This is a genomic window from Streptomyces sp. Root1310 (assembly GCF_001426425.1).
GTDB lineage: Bacteria > Actinomycetota > Actinomycetes > Streptomycetales > Streptomycetaceae > Streptomyces.
Window position 1 is genome coordinate 23,582 of the sequence record NZ_LMEQ01000023.1, and the last position, 18,720, is coordinate 42,301.

The following is an 18,720-nucleotide window of genomic DNA, read 5'->3' on the forward strand; positions in this document are numbered from 1 at the left end:
TCCGCCGATCTCCTCCCACACGATCGCGGCGGACCGCAATCCCTTCGCCCGCCCGCGCCGTACCCCTTGCAGGGGGACGACCCGGAGGACCGACCAATGACCATCCCGCACACCCGCGACCGCGTGCTCCTCGGTGTGGCCGCCGCCGGCCTGACCGCCCTGCTCGCCGCCTGCGGAGGCGGCACCGACAGCAGCAGCGCCGGGGCCGGCACGACCCCGGCCCCGGCGAAGCCCACGACCTCGGGAACCCAGGTCACGGCGAAGCTGACCGACTTCCACATTCACCTCTCGACGCAGAAGTTCCATCCCGGCCGGTACACCTTCACCGCGCAGAACGCGGGCCATCACGAACACGCCCTGGAGCTCGACCGCCCCGGCGGCGAAACCCGCAGCAAGACGCTGGAGCCCGGACAGTCCACGACCCTCGCGGTGACGCTGAAGCCCGGCTCCTACCAGGTGTACTGCCCGATCGACGGACACAAGGACCTCGGCATGAAGACGACCCTCACGGTCGGCGGAGCCCCGACACCGACCGACAACAACACCTCCACGGGCCATGGCTACTGAGCGAACGGCCGCGACGCTCGTCCTGCGCCTGGCCGGCGCGGGTCTGACGGCGGCGATGGCCGCGATCCATCTGCGCCTGTGGGCCGAGGGCTATCGGGATCTCGTCCCCATCGGCCCGCTCTTCCTGTTCAACGGCGTCGCCGGCATCATGCTCGCCGCAGCGCTGCTGGTCACCCCCGTGCGCGGACTCGCCCCGGTAGCCGCGGTCACGGCCCTCTTCACGGCCGGCACGCTGGGCGCCCTGGTGCTCAGCCTCACCAGGGGGCTGTTCGCCTTCGTCGAGTCGATCGACGCGGAGCTGGTCCGACCGGCCCTGTGCGTCGAGGCGGCGGGAGCTGTCGTCCTGGCCCTTCTTGCGACGGCCGCCCGCAGCCACCCCCGCCCCCGCCCCCGCCCCCGCGAGCACCACTACGTGCCGCACCCTCGACACCGGACGCACGCTGGAGGGACGAGGGAGCGGTGACCGGGCCGAACAGGCGACCGCGCGGGCCGCGGCGCCAGCGACCACCGCCAGCGTCCAGCCGTTCCTCCGCTCCAGCGGCCCAACGAGCCCCCGCATGCACGCGAGCGCCGACTGACACGGCTCCTCGGTGTTGAACCGGTGCACGAACCGCTCATGCAGCACGTCGAGCTCTCCGGCCCGCAACCTGGCTTCAGCAAGGTCCCGACCCATGACCACACCGACGAACGAGCCGGCCTGCAGCCACGGCAAGCACCGTTGCAGTACTAGCTCGCCGACTCCGGTCTCTCGACACCCGGCGCAGCCGGCGACATCACCGAACGAGCACACGGCAGCCGCCTTGGCGGCCAAGTCCTCCGGTAGACCCGGGGCTGCGGAAGGCGGTGCCCGACGCGCCGTTCGTATCGGCTCTGGCACTGTTTCAGATCAACCCGTGCACTGTTTTTGATCGACTCCACGCGCCCTTCCTGATCGAGTTCGATCGCATCACCCCATCGATCACTCCCCGGCACCCCCGCGTCCGGCGCGCGTCGGCGTCAGCTCCCACGGCCGTACGAGCCTGCGCCCGAACCGGAACGGCGCCTGCGCACCCGGTGGGACGCCGCCGCCGTCCGCACCCGGTGGGGACGCCGCCGCCGTGGTGTCCTGGAACAGTGGAGGAACGCATGGTCCGAGCCGTGCCTGCGGCGGTCCACGCCGGGCGGAGGAGAACACGATGAATCACCCGATGGTGGTGGGTATCGACGGGTCGGCACACAGTTCGGCGGCGGCCGACTGGGCAGCGCGAGAGGCCGCGCTCCGTGGCGTTCCGCTGCATCTGGTCCACGCCTCCCCACCGCTGCCGGGCAACGCCGTGCCGCCCCCGGCGGCGGACAGGCTGCGTCACCTGGGTGAGCAGATGCTCGCGCGGGCGGTCGCCGACCTCGGCGACCGCCACCCACACCTGGAGATGCGAGGTGAACAGAGCGACGACCCCCCGGCCACCGCGCTCCTGGCCGCCGCGCGGACCGCCGGGCTCCTCGTGGTCGGCACGCGGGGCACGGGCGGCTTCGACGCTCTCGCGGTCGGCTCGGTAGCGCTGCGGATGGCCATGGCCGCCCCGTGCCCCGTCGTCCTGGTACCCCGACAGCCCGCCGGGGCCTTCGGGGACGGGATACCCGCGGCACGCGACGCCACCCAGGTGGTGGTGGGTTTCGACGCGCATCACCCGGTCAGCGAGACGGCGGACTTCGCGTTCTCCGCCGCCGAGGCACGCGGCGCGGGTCTGCGGGTGGTCATGGCCTGGGCCCTGCCCGCCGAGTCCGTGTCTCCCCGGACGCCGGCGGTGACCGAGGAGGACCGTGCCACCTGGGAGGACCAGGAGGTCGCGCAGCTGTCGGACGCCCTGCGTGCGTGGCGGGAGAAGTATCCGCGGGTGACGATCCGTCCCGATGTGGTGCTGCTCCACCCCGCGGAAGCACTGCTGAACGCTTCCCGCGGGGCTCAGCTGCTCGTCGTCGGCCGCCGTACCGATCCGCAGGCGGTGGACGGCAGACTGGGGTTCGTCGCCCACGGCGTGCTGCACCACGCCCGCTGCCCGGTGGCGGTCGTGCCGCACGTCGACTGATGGCGGACCACGTCGGACGACCGGGCGGCGCGCGTCCGGGCGTCAGCCGAAGAACACCTCGAACTCGTCGTACAGGGACGGGTCGACCCCCTTGGTCTTCTGCGTGGCCTCGGACAGAGGGACCCGGACGATCTCCGTGCCCCGAAGGGCCACCATCACGCCGAAGTCGCCTTCCCTGACCGCGTCGATGGCGTGCAGTCCGAAGCGCGTGGCCAGCCACCGGTCGAAGGCACTCGGGGTACCGCCGCGCTGGACGTGCCCCAGGACCGTGGTGCGGGCGTCCGTGCCCGTACGTTCCGAGATCTCCCGGGCCAGCCATTCGCCGATGCCGGACAGGCGGACATGGCCGAACTCGTCCAGCATCCGGTCCTTGACCACCAGCTGTCCCTCTCGGGGGACGGCGCCCTCGGCCACCACGACGATCGGCGCGTAATTGGTCTCGAAGCGGCTCTTCACCTGCTCGCAGACCTGGTCGATGTCGAACGGCCGCTCCGGGACGAGGATCACGTTGGCCCCGCCCGCGACACCGCCGTGCAGCGCGATCCACCCGGAATGCCGGCCCATCACCTCCACCACCAGGGTGCGCATGTGCGACTCGGCAGTGGTGTGGAGGCGGTCGATGGCCTCGGTCACGATGCCGACGGCGGTGTCGAACCCGAAGGTGTAGTCGGTGCCGGAGACGTCGTTGTCGATGGTCTTCGGCACACCGACCAGATCGACCCCCTGACGGCTCAGTTCGGTGGCCACCCCGAGCGTGTCCTCGCCGCCGATCACGACGAGCGCGTCCACATGGTGCGCGGCAAGGGTGTCCCGCACCCGCCGCAGGCCGTCCTCGTGCTTGAACGGGTTGGTGCGGGAGGAGCCGAGGATGGTTCCCCCGCGGGGGAGGATGCCGCGCACGCTGGGGATGTCGAGCGGTACGACCTTGTCCTGGAGCGCTCCGAGCCAGCCGTCTCGCAGACCGACGAAGTCGAAGGCGTACTCCTGTACCCCTTTGCGGACGACGCTGCGGATCACGGCGTTGAGGCCGGGACAGTCACCGCCGCCGGTCAGCAATCCGACCCTCATGGCTTCCTCCCATCAGCTGGGCACCCGACCTGGTGGCAGCCCTCCCGGCGATCGAAACCGCTGTCGGGGAGCACGGATGAGCGCCCCTCCAGCGTCCCTCCATTCCGACCTCGGTGGCCACTCGGCGGGCGCAGGAACCGGCCCGGGGGCCACATGGCCCACCTGGACCACATGAGTGCCCGATCGGCCCAGTGCACGAGTCGGACCGAGGCGCATGCTCGAGGTAAGGGCCTGCGGGACATCACGGGAAAACCGCGGCCGACGGCCCTCGGTCGGCCTCGTGCGACGGAAGTACCGGTCGGACGGGCGCCGCCGGAGGATCCGCTCGCGATCAGAGGCGAAGGGACGACGTCATGGCCAGAGCGATATGGACCACACCGGATGTGTTCGCCGGGCGGGGCGGTGCCCGCACGGGCGAGGGCGGGGTGATGACCGGCAACCTGACCCTGCGCACGATATGGGACGGCGCGCAGGCCGAGGTGGTGATGCGGTACACCGGCACCTCGCATTGGTACGCCCTCGCCGGAAGCCCGGTGCCCTGCCCGTCCGAACAGGACAGCAGGCAGCTGCACCAGGCGGTGGTGGAGGCAGTGCGGGCCGGCGGCGGCGCGACCGTTCCGCGGTACGAACGGGTCGGCCGACCGGCCTACATGGCGTGATCTGGACGGATGGGGCGGACCGCCTCTCCCCCTTCGGACCGCCGCCCGGGAACAGGCTGCTCGCCGTCACGGCGTCGAGCCGGCTCGACGGCGGTCCCGTCCACTCCGACAACGGCCGGGGCCACCGCGCGAAGTCGTGCCGTGGCGGCTCCGGACGGCCGGGGTCACGCTGGGAGGACAGCCAACCGACGGGTGGCACCGGAGTCTCCTGGAGGCGCCATGAGCGGTGCGGACGGGCGTGAGCCGATCGTCGTGGGCGTCGATCCCGATCCTTCGATGCGGCTGGCCCTCGCCTGGGCCGCCGACGAGGCGGAGCGCCGTGGCCTGCCGGTGCGGCTCGTCCACGCCCAGGGTGTGCCGACGGCCGGATACCGCACGGGTGAGGTACGACCGTCCTGGGAGGAGTGGAACCGGACCCTGCACGTGGCGGGTACCGAGGTACTCAAGGAGGCGGCCGCCTTCGTCGCGTCCCGGCGGCCGACGGTGGAGGTGTCCACGTTGCTGGCCGAGGGGGAGCCGGCGTGGGTGCTGAGCGAGGAGGCGCGGAACGCCTCCCTGGTCGTGGTCGGTTCCCGGCATCTGAGCACCCGGCGCGAACTGTTCGGCTCCGCCTCCGTTCCGCTCCCGCTCACCGCCCACTCCCCCTGCCCGGTCGTCGTCGTTCCGGAGCCGGAGCACCTCACCCAGGAGCCCGCGTATGTCGTCGTGGGCGTCGACGGCAGCCCGCACTCCGCCGCGGCGGTGGACGTGGCCTTCGAGGAGGCTGCCCTGCACGGGGCCGGCGTCAAGGCCCTGCACGTGTGGCATCGGCCGCTCCTCGGCGTCCTGAACGAGGACGCCGCTGTGCAGGAGTGCCGCCGGGTGCTGTCCGAGACGGTCGCGGGCCGGACCGCGAGGTACCCGGAAGTGGAGCTGCACCCCGAAATCGTCCACGGCCACCCGGTGCGGGTCCTGACGGAAGCCTCGGAACACGCGCTGGGCCTCGTCGTGGGAACCCGCGGGCGGGGCGGTTTCACGGGCATGCTCCTGGGGTCGGTGAGCCAGGGAGTGCTGCACCACGCCCGCTGCCCGGTCATCACGGTCCCGGTGTGAGGCGCCGCACGACCCGGCTCCCTGCCCCGTACGGCCCTGGCTGGGCGGACCGTCCCGTCCCACGATGAGGGAACGCCGCCGTCCCGCGGGGCGGCGCCCACGGCGGGACCGCAGCCGAACTCACTGGAGTCCGTGATGGAAGCCTCTCGCAAGGCCCTCCGCGCGGTCCGGCCGGTTCCGCCGGGACCGGGGCCCTCGGCGCCGTACGGGTCCGGATGATGCGCCCCGGTGCGGGCCCGCTGGTACCGGGCGGAGAGACGGACGCGACGGTCGACGCCACGCCCGGTTCCGGTCCGCTTCCCCCGCTGCGGGAACTCGCCGCCGGTGATGTCTTCACCGCCCTGAACACCTCACGGCGCGGCCTGGCTGCCAACCGGGCACGGGCGGAGCTTGAGCGGTACGGGCCCAACGAGATGCCGCGGACGGTGGGCCGCCCCGTGTGGCGGCGGCTGGGGGCGCAGTTCACGGACCTCTTCGCGGTCGTGCTGCTCGTCGCTTCGTTGATCACCTTCCTGGCCTACGGGCTGCAGGAGCCGCGTGATGCGGGCACTCTTCAGCTCGCGGTGGCGATCCTCGGCGTCGTGGTGCTGAACGCCGCCATCGGATTCGCGCAGGAGTACTCGGCCGAGCGCACGGCTCAGGCGCTGGAGGCGATGGTGCCCCACACCTGCCGGGTGCTGCGCGACGGCCGGCGGCTGGAGGTGCCCGCCCGGGACCTGGTGCCGGGCGACGTGGTGGTGCTGGAGGCCGGGGACGCCGTGCCGGCGGACTGCCGGGTGGTCGAGGCGCACGAGCTGAGGGTGAACAACGCTCCGTTGACCGGTGAGAGCGACCCCGTGAGCGGTACGGCCGATCCGGTGCCGGCCGGGCCCGCGCTGGAAGCGCGCAACTGCGTGTTCATGGGAACGGACGTCGTCGCCGGGTCCGGACGGGGTGTGGTCTTCGCCACCGGTGCGACGACCGAGTTCGGGCGGATCTTCCGGTTGGCCGCGGCCGCCCCGCAGCAGAAGACCCCGCTCCAGCACCAGGTGGCCTCCATGGCCCGGCGGGTGGCGGCTGCGGCCCTGGCGATCGGCGCCCTGATGTTCGCCGTACGGCTGCCCACCGGGGAGTCCCTGCTGCCCGCGTTCGTGTTCGCGCTGGGGGTGATGGTGGCGATGGTGCCGGAAGGGCTGCCCGCCACCCTCTCGGTGTCCCTGGCGATCGGGGTACGCCGGATGGCGCGCCGCCGCGCTCTGATCAAGCAGCTGCTGGCGGTGGAGGCACTCGGGTCGACCACGGTGGTGTGCACCGACAAGACCGGAACGCTCACACAGGCCGAGATGACCGTCACCCGGGTGTGGGCCGGGGGTGCGGCACACGCGGTGACCGGTGTGGGTTACGCCCCGGGCGGAGAGGTCGCCGACGCGGCTCCGGTGCGCGAGCTGTTGCGGGTGGCGGCCCTGTGCTGCGACGCCCGGCTCGTGCCGTCTCAGGACGCCCAGCGGTGGCGGGTGCTCGGCGACACGACGGAGGGCGCGCTGCTCGTCGTCGCGGTCAAGGCCGGTCTCGACCCGGGCGCCGAGGAGGCGGCGGCTCCTCGCGTGACCGAGTTCCCCTTCGACTCGGACCGCAAGCTGATGACCACGGTGCACAGGGACGGCGCGGGCTACCGGGCGTGTGTGAAGGGAGCGCCCGCGGAAGTGCTGGCGCTCTGCACCGACCGCGAGTGGGAGGGGCACCGAGGCCCGCTGACCGAGCGGGAACGGGCCACGGCACTCGCGGCGGGCGACGCGCTGGCCTCGCAGGCGCTGCGGGTGCTGGCCATCGCGGGGCGGGATCTCGACCGGCCCCGCCCCGCGCAGGACGAGGCCGAGTCCGGCCTCACGTTCCTCGGGCTGGTCGGGATGCTGGACCCGCCGCGTCCGGAGGTCGCCGACGCGGTCGCCGCCTGCCGCGGGGCCGGAATCCGTATCGTCATGGTCACCGGCGACCACCCGCTCACCGGGGAGGCCGTCGCGCGGCGGGTGGGGATCGTACGGGGGCCGGATCCCGTCGTGGTGACGGGCGCCCGGCTGGACACGATGGACGAGAAGTCGCTCGACGCGCTGCTCGCCGAAGCGTCCGAGCTGCTGCTGTGCCGGGTCAGCCCGGAGCACAAGATGCGTGTCGTCACCGCCTTCCAGCGGCGCGGCGAGGTGGTGGCGGTCACCGGGGACGGCGCGAACGACGCTCCCGCCCTCAAGCATGCCGACATCGGGGTGGCGATGGGTGCGTCGGGCACCGACGTGGCCCGGGAGGCGGCCTCGATGGTGCTCCTGGACGACTCGTTCGCGTCGATCGCCGTGGCCGTGCGGCTCGGCCGGGCGGTCTACCAGAACATCCGCAAGTTCCTCGTCTACCTCTTCAGCCACAACATCGGAGAGCTGGTCCCGATTCTGGCGGCGACCTTCGCCGGGTTCCCGCTGGTGCCCATCAGCGCGGTGCAGATCCTGGCTATCGACCTGGGCTCCGACGTACTGCCCGCTCTGGCACTGGGCGCCGAGCCGCCCGAGCCCGACGTGATGGAGCGTCCGCCGCGCGCCCGCCGGGAACGGCTGTTCTCCGCCGGGGTGGTGGGACGGATCCTGTTCCTCGGCGGCATCCAGGCGCTGTGCGTCACCGCCGTCTTCTTCTGGCACATCGGGTCCTCGGGGATCCCCTTCGACGACTTCACCAAGGACACGCCCGTCTACCGGGAGGCGATCACCATGGTCCAGGCCGGGATCGTGCTCAGCCAGTTCTTCAACGCGCTCGCGGTGCGCACCGAACGGCAGAGCATCCTGAAGGTGGGGCTGCTGTCCAATCCGGCCCTGCTGATGGCGGGCGCCTTCGGCATCGCCCTCATGGCCGCGATCAGCTATGTCCCACTGCTCCAGGACGTCTTCGGCACCGCCGCGCTCGACGCCGCCGACTGGGCGCTGCTGACCGGGCTCGGGACCCTGCCCCTGATCGCCGACGAGGTCCGCAAGGGATGGCTGCGCCGCCGCGCCGGCCACCGGAAGGGAGCGCGACAGTGAAAGTGATCGTCGTCGGCTGCGGACGGGTGGGCACCACCCTCGCCGGGCTGCTCGCCGCCGAAGGACACGACGTGCGGGTCGTCGACCGGAGCCCGAAAGCGGCCCGCCGGCTGCCCGACAGCCCCCGCATCAGCTTCCACGCGGGCAACGGCTACAGCCGCGCCGTGCTCGAAGGCGCCGGTATCGAGCACGCGGACGCCTTCGTCGCCGTCACCTCCGGGGACAACAGCAACATCGTCAGCGCGCGCACGGCGAAGGAGACCTACCGGGTGCCGAGGGTCCTGGCCCGCATCTACGACCCCCGACGCGCGGACATCTACCGCGAACTCGGCATCCCCACCATCGCCAGCGTCCGCTGGACGGTCCACCAGATCCACCAGATGCTGCTGCACCGCCACCTCTCCCCCGAGATCAGCTTCGGCAACGGCGAGACCCTCCTCTACCGCTCCGAGCTGCCGGCCTATCTGACCGGTCGGCCGCTGAGCGGGTTCGAGGTCGACGGCGAGATCCGGGTCGTCGAGGTCACCCGCGCGGGCCGCTCACTGATCCCCGCGCACGGCACGTCGGCGCGGGCGGGCGACCTGGTCACGTTCGCCGTCGCCGCGACCGCTCTCGGCAGGCTGCGTGGCTTTCTCGACAAGGAGTTGGGGACATGAACGTGATCGTCGCCGGAGCGGGGCGGCTCGGCACCCAGATCGCCCAGGTCCTCGCCGCCGCCCACAACGAGGTGACGCTGATCGACGCCGACGACGACCGCGTCGCCGCCCTGGAGGGGCGCGTGCCGGTGCGGATCGTCGCCGGGGACGCCTGTGAGCCCTCCCTCCTGGAACACGCGGGAGCCCTGAGCGCCGATCTCGTCATCGCCACCACGGGGGACGACGAGGACAACCTCGTCATCAGCCTGCTCTCCAAACGGCAGTTCTCGGTGCCCCGTGTGGCCGCCCGGATCAACGACGCCGACAACGCCTGGCTGTTCGACGGGCGCTGGGGCGTCGATGTCGCCGTGCCCGCCGCCACCCCGCTGATCTCCCTCATCGAGGAGGCCACCGGGGCCACCGACACGGTCGCCCTGCTGCGGCTCAGCAAGGCCGGTGTCGACGTCATCGAAACCGCCATCACACCGGGCTCCCGGTCGGCGGGACGCACCCTGGGGGATGTGGAACTGCCCGAAGGGACGGTCGTCGCCACCATCGTCCGCGACGGACAGCCGACCGTCCCGGATCCGTCGCTCCGGCTCCGGCCCGGCGACGAGATCCTGCTCGTGTCGCACACCGCGACCGAGCAGGAGATCCACGCCGCGTTCCAGTGACCGCTCGCCGACCGGCCGACCGGCGCCCCGTACGCCGTCCTCGTGCTCGGCCTGCTCCAGGGCGAGGTCCGGAGAAACGGGGGCGGTGCGTCGGTGCCCCGGCCGGCGCGCACTGCGGGCCCACCCGTTCCCCGGTCCAGGGACCGATCGGCCGGCTGACCCCGGCGGCCCACTCGGCGAGGACACGGACCGCGGCGGCGGCGTGCGACTGCCCTCGGTCCGGCTCAGTCCGGCTCCATGTAGGGGCGGCGGAAGACCGGGGCCTGGCCGGTGCCCCAGGGGCGGACGGCTGCCAGCGCCCGGGCGACCGCGGACTCCAGCGGGCCACTGGTGTCGACGGCGACGGCTTCGGGCCACGAGGGTTCCCTGGCCGCCATGGCGGCTGCGATGTCGAGGTCGGCGTCGGACGGGCCGCCGGGGACGCGTGTGTTCAGGCGAGCCGCTGAAACCTCGTCCGGAACGCTGCAGTGGAGGGCCACCAGGTCGGCGCTGGTGGCTTCGGCCACGCGCAGTGCCGCGTCACGCTGGGCCGCGTCCGACCATGTGGCGTCGAGGACGACCGACTCACCGGCGGACAGCAGCGCGGCCGCCCGGTCGAGGAGGGCGGCGTAGGTTCTGGCCGTCCACTCGGGTGTGTACAGGCCCTCGCCGTAGCCGGCCGCCGCGGACCGCTCCGCGGGGAGGCCCGCCAGTTCCTTGCGGACACGGTCGCTGCTGAGCAGCGTGACCCCCAGCCGATCGGCCAGCGCACCGGAGAGGGTGGACTTCCCGCTGCCCGGCAGCCCGCCGACGACGGTCAGCCGGACGGCGGAGGTACGCAGGTGGCGCAGCGTCGTCGAGACCAGCCTGCGTGACGCCGCGGCCGCGCCCGGCGCGCCCTGGCCGGCCTGGATCAGGGAGACCTTGGCACGGACGAACGCGCGGTAGGCGACGTAGTGGTGCCGCAGCGACGCGGGAGCGGGGTCGCCGGAGTATTCGCCGTACCGAGTGAGGAAGTAGGCGGCGGCCTCCGGGGCGCCGAGCTGCTCCAGATCCATGGCGAGGAAGGCGGCGTCGTCCAGGCCGTCCACGTAGCGCAGCCGGTCGTCGAACTCCAGGCAGTCCAGGACGCGGGGCCCGTCGTCGAGGCAGAAGACGTCCTCGGTGAGGAGGTCTCCGTGGCCGTCGACCACCCGTCCCTGCTCGATACGGGACGCGAACAATCGGTCGCGGCCCGCGAGGTAGCGGCGCACCAGTTGCTCCGTCTCCGTCGTCCCCTCGGGCACGGAGCCGTCGTCGGCCATGGCGTGGACCTGCGCGAAGCTTGCCTCCCAGCGCGACGACAGGGCGTCTCGCGTGCCCTCGGCGTCCACCTCCGGGCCGCGGGGCGCTTCCGCGTGCCAGGCGGCGAGCTGCCGGGCGACGGACCGCAGGACGTCGTCCAGGACGGCCCCTTCCCGTACCAGCCGGGACAGACGTCGGTCCGCGGGCATGCGGCGCATCACCACGAGGGGCTCGGGGCCTTCGTCGTCCGGGCCGCTGAACTCGCCCAGGCCCAGATAGACGTCGGGCGCGAAACGGCGGTTGAGCGCGATCTCGCGTTCGCACGCGTGCCGACGCGCCGCCCGCGCGGTGTAGTCCAGGAAGCCGAGGTCCACAGGCTTCTTGACCTTGTAGGCGCGGCCCCCGGCGAAGAACACGATCGCCGTGTGGGTCTCGCACACCTGCGCGCGCGGCGGCTCCGGTCCCTGGGGACCGGGCTCAGCCATGAGGGACGACGGCGACGGGGCAGCGCCCGTGGTGGAGGGCGGCGTGGGCGATCGGACCCAGGTGGGGTGCCACGCCGTGCCGGTGCGCCCGTCGGCCGACGACCAGCAGCGCGGCGCCTTCGGCGGCCTCCACGACGGCCTTCGCAGGGCTCGCGAGACGGATGCTGTCGGCCACGTCCACCTGGGGGTACTTCTCGCGCCAGGGACGCAGCGCCTTGCCCAGCTCGTTGTGCGCGTCCCGCTTCATCTCCTCGGTGACGGCGTGGTCCACTCCCCAGGGCACGCGCGCGTGGAGCGGCACGCTGCGGCCGTGCACGGCGACCAGTGGAAGCTCCCTGGCCGCGGCGCTGTGGAACGCGAAGTCGAGCAGGTCGTCGGAGGGCGCGTGCAGTTTCAGGGCCACGACCACGCGGTTCGCGAGTTCGGGACGTGCTCCCTCACCGGGGAATTCGGCGCGGACCAGTACCACCGGCCGCTCCGCACGGGCCACGACCGGCATGCTGACGTCGCCCATGAAGTAGCTCTCGACGGACTCCAGCCCCCGTGAGCCGAGCACGATCATCTCGGACTCCGCCGCCGCCTGGAGCAGGGCGTTCTGGGCGTCGTCGGCCACCAGGCTCCCGACCACGGTCAGGCCCGGGTGACGTGCCTGGAGTTCTGCCCGTGCGGTGTGCACGAGACGCTTCGCCCAGTAGTTCTGATCGACCTCGGAGGCGGCGTGCGCGGGCTCCGGCGCCAGCAGGGGCCACGCGTGCAGCAGACGCAGCGTGAGCTTGCGCTTCTCGGCCTCCTCGGCGGCCCAGCGGGCGGCGGCAAGACTCTCGGGTGAACCGTCGAGACCCACGGTGACGACTGGTTGCATGGCGGCGGCCTCCGTCTCGTTCGAAGCTGGATACGACGGTGGATGACGGTGAAGCGAGTCCGATGGCGTGCAGGCTGAAACGACTCCGGTGGCGTGCAGGCTTCGGACGTCGCCGACATGCCGAGCGCGGTGTTCCTCTCCTTCGAGGAGTACCCCAATCCCCTCTCCGGCGCATGTGGAGCCATGGCGCGGACGGCCGGGCACGCGGCATCCGCGACGAGAGGAGCGACATGTGGCGTGACAGGAGGAGCGACAGGAGGAGACAGGTGCGGTGACGGTGTCTCCGGGCCGACCGGCATGACCGCGCCCCCCCCGGAGACGGACTGGGCCGAAATCCGGGTCCGACAGGGACTTTCGGCCCTGTTCCCCGAGCCCGCTGCCGTTCGACGGTGGGAGCCGGTGGTGGGGGGACGGCCGGCGAGTTGCGGGAGGCCGACTCATGAGCGCACAGGGTTCGCCGTACGCGTCCGGACCGCCGTCCGGGCGCGGCGATCGGCCCGGGGGCGCGGACTCCTTGAGACGTGGGTCCGACAGGTTGGAGTGCTGGTTCCGCCGCCTCCTGATGCTCGTCCTCGTCCTCGGGCTGCCGGCCGCCGCGGTGGGCGCGGGAGTGACGGCGTACGAGGCGTCGATGCGCACGGTGCGCGCCCAGGCGGCTGAACGGCACCAGGTCACCGCGCGACTGACGACGGGTGTCGAGCGCGACGACGAGTGGGCGAAGCGACCGGTGCAGGTCCGCTGGACGGAGGCCGACGGTGTCGTGCGGACGGGAGCCGCGCTCGCGAAGCCGGGAACTCCCGAGGGCGCCACCTTGCGCGTGTGGGTGACACGGGACGGAACCGTCACCGCTCCGCCGGTGAGCGCGCTCAACGCGACGACCAGCGGCTGGATGGTGGGTGGGATGGCGGCGTTCGGCGTGGCGGCCGGCTCCGCCGCGGCGTGGTCGGGCCTGCGCCTGGTCCTGGACCGGAGAAGGTACGCGCAGTGGGACGCCGAGTGGGACCTGGTGGAACCGCGGTGGTCCGCGCGCTTCCGCCGGTGACGGATGGCCACCGTGACCCGTCCCAAAGCTTTCGGTCCGTCCGACAGCCCTCGGTCCGTCCGACGGCCATCGGTCCGGGCATCCGCCTTCGCTCCGGGCGTCGGCCCGTGGATCGCGGCGGCGCGCGGACGGTGCGACGAGAGGTGTTCGCAGGGGGCCTGCAGGCGAAGGCACGGGAAGGCTGTGGCCCCCATGGAACCTCCGCCGGTCGCGGGCGTCGACGGATCGGACTCCGGTCTGCCGGTGGTCGACCGGGCGGTGGACGAGGGCCCGGGGCCACGGAGCCGTCCGGCCCACCCGGCCCGCCCCGGTGGGGACCGGCCGGCCCATGCGCCCTCGGGTGCGCAGGACGGAGGGTGGAAGAAGGCACGTACCCCGACATGAGGAGGAGGCGGGAGCCATGTGGCACCGGATGGTGAGCGACCTCATGACCACTTCGGTCGCGCGGGTGAACCGGGACACCGGCTTCAAGGAGATCGCCAAGCTGCTCGCCGAGCGCGACATCACCGCCGTACCGGTCGTGGACGACGACGAACGCCCGGTGGGCGTGGTCTCCGAAGCGGACCTGTTGCGCAAGGAGGCCGCGCAACTGGATCCGGCGGGCCTGCTGCCGGTCCTGCACGCCGGGCCCGCCGCCCACGCGAAGGCGGCGGCCACGACCGCCGAGGGACTGATGAACAGCCCGGCCATCACCGCGAGGCCGCAGTGGACGGCGGTGGAGGCCGCCCAGACCATGGAGCGGCACCATGTCAAACGGCTGCCGGTGGTCGACGAAGCCGACCGGCTCGTAGGCGTGATCAGCAGGGCCGACCTGCTCCGCGTCTTCCTGCGCGGCGACAGCGCCATCCGCGAGGAGATCTCCGGCGCGGTCCTGCTGCGCACCCTCGGGATCGCGCCCGACGCGATCGACGTACGGGTTGTCGGTGGGCGGGTTTCACTGAAGGGCACCGTCGAGCGCAAGTCGGTCGTCCCAGTCGTCGTCCGCCTGTGCCAGGGCGTGGACGGCGTGGTCGATGTCTCGGCCGAACTGCACCACCGGGTCGACGACACCTCCACGACGCCGGAGGCCGCGTCCCGCCGCGCCGGACTGGCCGGCTGACCGACTGACCCGCTGACCGGCTCACGGCGCACGGCTCACGGCTCACGGCTCACGGCTCACGGCTCACGGCTCACCGGCGACGGTCCCTCCGCGTCATCCTCGCCGCATGTGCTCCGGCGTCGGCACGGTCCGGTCGGACGAGGGACCGGCTCTGCGTCCGTTCTCCGGCGAGTTCATTCTTTCGAGGTCGCGGTCGGCCACTTCCACGAGCTGCCGACCGAGGTCGTACAGGGCGCGTCCCGCCGCCAGCTCGTCCCCGATCTCCGGTACGTCCGGGTCGACGGGGTTGCGGTGTGCGGCTCCGTGGCCGGTGAGCTGCTTGGTGCCGGTGTCCAGCACCACGCGGGCCTTGGTCCTGTCCTCTTCCTCGAAGAGGTAGAGCCGGACCTTCCACTCCTCGGTATGCGGCATCGTTCTGCTCCTCACATCGATACGGATCGTCGGGCTCCAGGGGCCCGGGGGCCGAGAATCCACGGGTCCTGGGGTGTTCCGGTCATGGCTCGGCATGGCCGCGGAGAGAGGCCAGGACCGACTCGTCGATACGGTGTCGGACCTCCGCGGCAAGGGCGGCCAGTTGCTCGGAGGTCGCCGCCCGCGGCGCGACGGGGGCGCGGATCCGGCGGGCCTCGGAAGGCAGCCAGGCCAGATCCGCGCGGAGTCTCTCCGCGCTCGTCGCCAGGGCGGGCCGCTCAGCGGTGCGTCGGCCGCCGCGCATCACCGTGTCCAGGAGCGGCACTCCTGCCTCAGGGGGCCGCTCGTCCCGCAGGCCGATCACGTCGGCGCGTCCCGGGCGGCGGAAGACCTGCTTCTGCCCCGGTGACGTCACCTTCGCCGAGGAGAGCTTCATCACCGGCCGCCCCTCGTACTCGACTAGTTTGTAGGCGGAGTCCAGGAACGGGGCGTCGGCCGACACCCCCACGCGGGTTCCGACGGCGTAGACGTCGATGGGTGCTCCGGAGCGGACCAGCTCGTCCACGGCGTATTCGTCGAGACCGCCGCTGGCGACGATCCGCACGTCCGGCAGGCCCGCCGCGTCGAGCAGGGTCCGCGCCCGGATCGCGAGGGCTCCCAGGTCGCCGCTGTCCAGCCGGACGGCCGACCCGGGCCCGCGGCCTAGGTCGCGCAGGACCCGGGCCGCGACGCGGACACCCTGCTCGGTGTCGTAGGTGTCCACCAGGAAGGTCAGCGGACCCGGGTGGGCCCGGGCGAAGGCCCGGAACGCCTCCTCCTCCGTGGCGAACGCCTCGATGAACGAGTGGGCCATCGTGCCGACGGCCGGCAGTCCTTCGGCGACGGCGGCGGCGACGTTGCTCGTCCCGGCGAAGCCGACCATCGCGCTCAGCCTCGCGGCCTGGAACCCGGCCTGAGTGCCGTGGGTACGCCGAAGGGAGAAGTCCACGACGGGGTGTCGCGGCGCGGCCAGCACGCAGCGCACCGCCTTCGAGGCGATCGTCGTCTGGTGGTTGACCTGGTTGAGCACGTAGGTCTCCACCAGCTGCGCCTCCGGCAGCGGGGCGGTCACCTCCAGCAGCGGTTCTCCGGCGAGGACGATCCGGCCTTCCGGCACCGCTCGCACCCGGCCGGTGAACTCCATGCCCCGCAGGGATTCCAGATCACCCGCGGGCCGGTGCAGCGCCGAGGCGTAGGCCTGGACGTCCTCGGAGCCGATGCGGAAGCCGGACAGGAAGTCCAGTGACGACTCCAGCCCCGCCGCCACCAGGAAGCCCCGGTCGGGCGGCATGTCCCGGACGAACAGACTGAACGTCGCGGGCGCGGTCATACCCTCCCGCAGATAGGAGAGCGCCATCGTGACCTCGTACAGGTCGGTGGTCGTCGCCTCCGACATGGTGGACACCCTCTCGGTCGGCGGCGGGACGCTCCGCGTCCCACCGGGCACCTCGCGTCCGGTCACAGCCGAGGCACGACCACTACCGGACACGGCGCGTGATGCAGCACCGCATGGTTGACCAGCCCCAGTTGAAGTCCGACGTACCCATGGCGTCGACGCGCTCCGACCACGAGCACATCCGCCCGGGACGCCTCGTCGAGGAGCGCGTGCCGTGCCGAACCCTCGGTCACCTCGCTGCTCACCGCGACATCCCGATACCGTTCGGCGGGCCCGGCCAGCTTGTCGGCGAGCACCTCGGCCGGGGGTCGCCGCTCGGCCTGGAGCGCGTAGCCGGACAGGGCGGGCGGTCCGGGGTTCCCGACCGGCGCGGTCCAGGCGTGCACCGCGACCAGTCGGCACTGCCGCAGGTGGGCCTCGCGGAAGGCGAACTGCAGAGCCGTGTCGCTGCCCTCCCCGTCCTCGACGCCGACGACGACTCTGCCGAACCGGCCCTCACGGTGCTCCGGCCCGCCGCGCACGACGACCACCGGGCAGCCCGCGTGGGCGGCCACGGCCAGGCTGACCGAGCCCAGGAGCAGCCCGGCGAGATCGCCGAGGCCTCTGGAACCTAGGACGAGCGCGAAGGCATTTCGTCCCTTCCCCACCAGGGCGGCCGCCGCTTCCTCGTGCACGACCTCGTCGGACAGACGGACGGCCGGTGCGCCGCGCCTGGCCCGCTCCGAGGCGACGGCGACCAGGCCGGGTGCTTCGTGGCCCGACACGGCCGCGTGCACGAGGTGGAGGGGCACTTCGTGCCGGAGCGACTCGTCTGCAGCCCAGTCCACCGCCTCCAGGCTCGCCTCGGACCCGTCGATGCCGACCACCAGGGGAAGCGTCACCGCCGCCCACCTCCGTCGTTGGGGATCCGGCCCCCGCGTGAGCGTCGCCTGCGGGCCGACGCCGACGCTCACCTTCCCTCCAGCTTGGTACGAGACGGGGGCGGTCGCCACGGCAGCGGCCCTCGCCGTGGGTCCGCCGGCCCTCTCCGAAGAGCTACGCGGGCGAGCGATCCGCCCGGAACGTCCGCGCGGAACGCTTCGTCGGCCGTCGCGGCCGTCACCGCACGCGCCCGGGGCCGCCGTGGAATAGTGGAGGAGACGGGAATCGCCCTTCCGTGAGAGGCCGGTCGGCCCTGAAGGGAGACAGGTCCGGTGTCCGTACACGCACTCGAGACGGCGGCCGTGACAGCCTTGGTCGAAGACGCCACGGCGGCTCCGTCCATGCACAACGCGCAGCCGTGGAGATTCCGGTTCCTGCGGGGAGAGAGCGCGTTCCAGGTGTACTCGGATCTCGAGCGCGCCATGCCACGGGCCGACCCCACCACCCGCGGTCTTCATCTGGGTTGCGCCGCCGCCCTGTTCAACCTGCGTGTCGCCCTCGCCCACGAGGGCTGGGCCGCGGCCACCGAACTGCTGCCCGACCCCACCGACCCGCGCCTGCTCGCGGAGGTGCGGCTGACCGGCCCGGCTCTCATCGGAAACGGCAACGCGAACAGAACCGGGAATGGAGCCGGGATCGGGAACGGGGACGGGATCGAGATCGGGGACGGCGTCGAGGAGGATCTCGCCCCGCTGTATCCGGTGATCCGCCGCCGCCACACCAGCCGCCGGCCGTTCACCGACGAGGCGATACCCCAGGCCATCAAGGACGCCCTGAGTGCCGCCGCTCTCCTGGAAGGAGTGCGCCTGCTCTTCCCCGACGCATGGCATGTGCACACGCTGCTGGACCTGGTGCACGACGCCGAGGGCCGTGACGCGCTGGACCCCGCGGCGTCCGAGGAGCTGCAGCGCTGGACCCGGGTGGGCGCGGAGGCGGCGCAAGCGGCGAACGACGGCGTGCCGGAGTACGCGTTCGGCCCGCGCAAGGTCTACGGCGGGGCGCCCGTGCGTGACTTCGCCGGCAGGGACATGGATTCCGGCCGAGAGGTCGCCGCGTTCGAGAACGCGCCTCAGCTCGCCATTCTGGGCACCGTGAGCGACAGGCCCAGGGACTGGCTGATGGCGGGCCAGGCGATGGAACGCGTCCTGCTCCAGGCCACCCTCGACGGGCTGGCCACGTCACTCACCTCCCAGGCCCTCGAATGGCCCGAACTCCGGTGGGCCGTGCGCGACCCGCAGTCGGCGATGGGGTTCGTCCAGATGGTGCTCCGGCTCGGATACGGCCCCACGGGCCCCGGCACACCGCGCCGCCCCGTGGACGAGGTGCTCGACATCGCGTGAGCCCTCTCCGCCTGTCGGCCCGGTACCAGCGTCAACCGGACGAGGGCCACCCCAACTCCCTTT

At 72.6% G+C, this 18,720-nt stretch carries 17 protein-coding genes and 1 pseudogene; 11 read left to right on the forward strand and 7 right to left on the reverse strand.

The features are described 5' to 3' along the window. Positions 1-96 precede the first annotated feature (96 nt). A complete protein-coding gene (locus ASD48_RS24255; RefSeq protein ID WP_057603824.1) occupies positions 97-567 on the forward strand; it encodes a hypothetical protein in 471 nt (156 codons plus the stop codon). Then, complete coding sequence (locus tag ASD48_RS44850) at positions 557-1,030, forward strand: hypothetical protein (protein ID WP_057603825.1); 474 nt, start codon at positions 557-559, stop codon at positions 1,028-1,030. Before ASD48_RS24255 ends, ASD48_RS44850 begins: the two co-directional genes overlap by 11 nt. Before the next feature lie 27 nt (positions 1,031-1,057). Here the strand turns inward: ASD48_RS44850 and ASD48_RS42355 are convergent. Then, positions 1,058-1,240, reverse strand: a pseudogene (locus ASD48_RS42355) (IS701 family transposase); the annotation flags it as partial. A gap of 502 nt (positions 1,241-1,742) precedes the next feature. Between ASD48_RS42355 and ASD48_RS24265 the strand changes: the two are divergent. Beyond that, positions 1,743-2,633 (forward strand): universal stress protein, encoded by an 891-nt coding sequence (locus ASD48_RS24265; protein ID WP_057603826.1) that lies wholly within the window; start codon positions 1,743-1,745, stop codon positions 2,631-2,633. A gap of 42 nt (positions 2,634-2,675) precedes the next feature. On the opposite strand, the gene ASD48_RS24270 is transcribed toward ASD48_RS24265, so the two are convergent. Next, on the reverse strand, positions 2,676-3,701 hold the full coding sequence (locus ASD48_RS24270; RefSeq protein WP_057603827.1) for a 6-phosphofructokinase: 1,026 nt from the start codon (positions 3,699-3,701) through the stop codon (positions 2,676-2,678). Positions 3,702-4,054: 353 nt separating this feature from the next. Here ASD48_RS24270 and ASD48_RS24275 point away from each other — a divergent pair, with 353 nt between their 5' ends. The 5 genes from ASD48_RS24275 (at position 4,055) to ASD48_RS24295 (ending at position 9,799) form a co-directional block, all read left to right on the forward strand. Continuing rightward, positions 4,055-4,360: a hypothetical protein gene (locus tag ASD48_RS24275; RefSeq protein WP_057603828.1), complete on the forward strand. Its 306-nt coding sequence runs from the start codon at positions 4,055-4,057 to the stop codon at positions 4,358-4,360. Between the two features lie 219 nt (positions 4,361-4,579). Further along, positions 4,580-5,452: a universal stress protein gene (locus tag ASD48_RS24280; protein ID WP_057603829.1), complete on the forward strand. Its 873-nt coding sequence runs from the start codon at positions 4,580-4,582 to the stop codon at positions 5,450-5,452. A 218-nt stretch (positions 5,453-5,670) separates the two neighbouring features. Continuing rightward, positions 5,671-8,490 carry a cation-transporting P-type ATPase gene (locus tag ASD48_RS24285; protein WP_348983228.1) on the forward strand — a complete coding sequence of 940 codons (2,820 nt, stop codon included), beginning with the start codon at positions 5,671-5,673 and terminating at the stop codon, positions 8,488-8,490. Then, a complete protein-coding gene (locus tag ASD48_RS24290) occupies positions 8,487-9,146 on the forward strand; it encodes a TrkA family potassium uptake protein (RefSeq protein ID WP_057603830.1) in 660 nt (219 codons plus the stop codon). The genes ASD48_RS24285 and ASD48_RS24290 overlap by 4 nt, the downstream gene beginning before the upstream one ends. After that, entirely contained in the window at positions 9,143-9,799 is a 657-nt protein-coding gene (locus ASD48_RS24295; protein WP_057603831.1) for a TrkA family potassium uptake protein, read from the forward strand. The genes ASD48_RS24290 and ASD48_RS24295 overlap by 4 nt, the downstream gene beginning before the upstream one ends. Positions 9,800-10,023: 224 nt before the next feature. On the opposite strand, the gene ASD48_RS24300 is transcribed toward ASD48_RS24295, so the two are convergent. Continuing rightward, complete coding sequence (locus tag ASD48_RS24300; protein ID WP_242432719.1) at positions 10,024-11,547, reverse strand: AAA family ATPase; 1,524 nt, start codon at positions 11,545-11,547, stop codon at positions 10,024-10,026. Further along, positions 11,540-12,409 (reverse strand): universal stress protein, encoded by an 870-nt coding sequence (locus tag ASD48_RS24305; protein ID WP_057603833.1) that lies wholly within the window; start codon positions 12,407-12,409, stop codon positions 11,540-11,542. Before ASD48_RS24305 ends, ASD48_RS24300 begins: the two co-directional genes overlap by 8 nt. Before the next feature lie 439 nt (positions 12,410-12,848). Between ASD48_RS24305 and ASD48_RS24310 the strand changes: the two genes are divergently transcribed. Both ASD48_RS24310 and ASD48_RS24315 read left to right on the forward strand, forming a co-directional pair. Next, positions 12,849-13,451: a hypothetical protein gene (locus tag ASD48_RS24310; protein WP_057603834.1), complete on the forward strand. Its 603-nt coding sequence runs from the start codon at positions 12,849-12,851 to the stop codon at positions 13,449-13,451. Between the two features lie 400 nt (positions 13,452-13,851). Further along, positions 13,852-14,550, forward strand: a complete 699-nt coding sequence (locus ASD48_RS24315) for a CBS domain-containing protein (RefSeq protein WP_057603835.1) — start codon at positions 13,852-13,854, stop codon at positions 14,548-14,550. A 93-nt stretch (positions 14,551-14,643) separates the two neighbouring features. On the opposite strand, the gene ASD48_RS24320 is transcribed toward ASD48_RS24315, so the two are convergent. The 3 genes from ASD48_RS24320 to ASD48_RS24330 all read right to left on the reverse strand — a co-directional run bounded on the left by ASD48_RS24320 (position 14,644) and on the right by ASD48_RS24330 (position 17,277). After that, positions 14,644-14,961: a DUF1876 domain-containing protein gene (locus ASD48_RS24320; RefSeq protein ID WP_057603836.1), complete on the reverse strand. Its 318-nt coding sequence runs from the start codon at positions 14,959-14,961 to the stop codon at positions 14,644-14,646. 82 nt (positions 14,962-15,043) lie between these two features. Then, entirely contained in the window at positions 15,044-16,396 is a 1,353-nt protein-coding gene (locus ASD48_RS24325) for a nicotinate phosphoribosyltransferase (RefSeq protein WP_057603837.1), read from the reverse strand. Between the two features lie 62 nt (positions 16,397-16,458). Then, complete coding sequence (locus tag ASD48_RS24330) at positions 16,459-17,277, reverse strand: universal stress protein (RefSeq protein WP_057603838.1); 819 nt, start codon at positions 17,275-17,277, stop codon at positions 16,459-16,461. Between the two features lie 312 nt (positions 17,278-17,589). On the opposite strand from ASD48_RS24330, the gene ASD48_RS24335 reads away from it, so the two are divergent. Further along, positions 17,590-18,657 (forward strand): nitroreductase family protein, encoded by a 1,068-nt coding sequence (locus tag ASD48_RS24335; protein ID WP_057603839.1) that lies wholly within the window; start codon positions 17,590-17,592, stop codon positions 18,655-18,657. Positions 18,658-18,720: the final 63 nt, after the last annotated feature.

Excerpts from the sequence above, each read along its gene's own strand:
- ASD48_RS24305 (WP_057603833.1), bottom strand. The coding sequence starts at position 12,409 with ATGCAACCAGTCGTCACCGTGGGTCTCGACGGTTCACCCGAGAGTCTT.
- ASD48_RS24310 (WP_057603834.1), top strand. The coding sequence starts at position 12,849 with ATGAGCGCACAGGGTTCGCCGTACGCGTCCGGACCGCCGTCCGGGCGC.
- ASD48_RS24325 (WP_057603837.1), bottom strand. The coding sequence starts at position 16,396 with ATGTCGGAGGCGACGACCACCGACCTGTACGAGGTCACGATGGCGCTC.
- ASD48_RS24315 (WP_057603835.1), top strand. The coding sequence starts at position 13,852 with ATGTGGCACCGGATGGTGAGCGACCTCATGACCACTTCGGTCGCGCGG.
- ASD48_RS44850 (WP_057603825.1), top strand. The coding sequence starts at position 557 with ATGGCTACTGAGCGAACGGCCGCGACGCTCGTCCTGCGCCTGGCCGGC.
- ASD48_RS24300 (WP_242432719.1), bottom strand. The coding sequence starts at position 11,547 with ATGGCTGAGCCCGGTCCCCAGGGACCGGAGCCGCCGCGCGCGCAGGTG.
- ASD48_RS24265 (WP_057603826.1), top strand. The coding sequence starts at position 1,743 with ATGAATCACCCGATGGTGGTGGGTATCGACGGGTCGGCACACAGTTCG.
- ASD48_RS24275 (WP_057603828.1), top strand. The coding sequence starts at position 4,055 with ATGGCCAGAGCGATATGGACCACACCGGATGTGTTCGCCGGGCGGGGC.
- ASD48_RS24285 (WP_348983228.1), top strand. The coding sequence starts at position 5,671 with ATGCGCCCCGGTGCGGGCCCGCTGGTACCGGGCGGAGAGACGGACGCG.
- ASD48_RS24320 (WP_057603836.1), bottom strand. The coding sequence starts at position 14,961 with ATGCCGCATACCGAGGAGTGGAAGGTCCGGCTCTACCTCTTCGAGGAA.
- ASD48_RS24255 (WP_057603824.1), top strand. The coding sequence starts at position 97 with ATGACCATCCCGCACACCCGCGACCGCGTGCTCCTCGGTGTGGCCGCC.
- ASD48_RS24280 (WP_057603829.1), top strand. The coding sequence starts at position 4,580 with ATGAGCGGTGCGGACGGGCGTGAGCCGATCGTCGTGGGCGTCGATCCC.
- ASD48_RS24270 (WP_057603827.1), bottom strand. The coding sequence starts at position 3,701 with ATGAGGGTCGGATTGCTGACCGGCGGCGGTGACTGTCCCGGCCTCAAC.
- ASD48_RS24295 (WP_057603831.1), top strand. The coding sequence starts at position 9,143 with ATGAACGTGATCGTCGCCGGAGCGGGGCGGCTCGGCACCCAGATCGCC.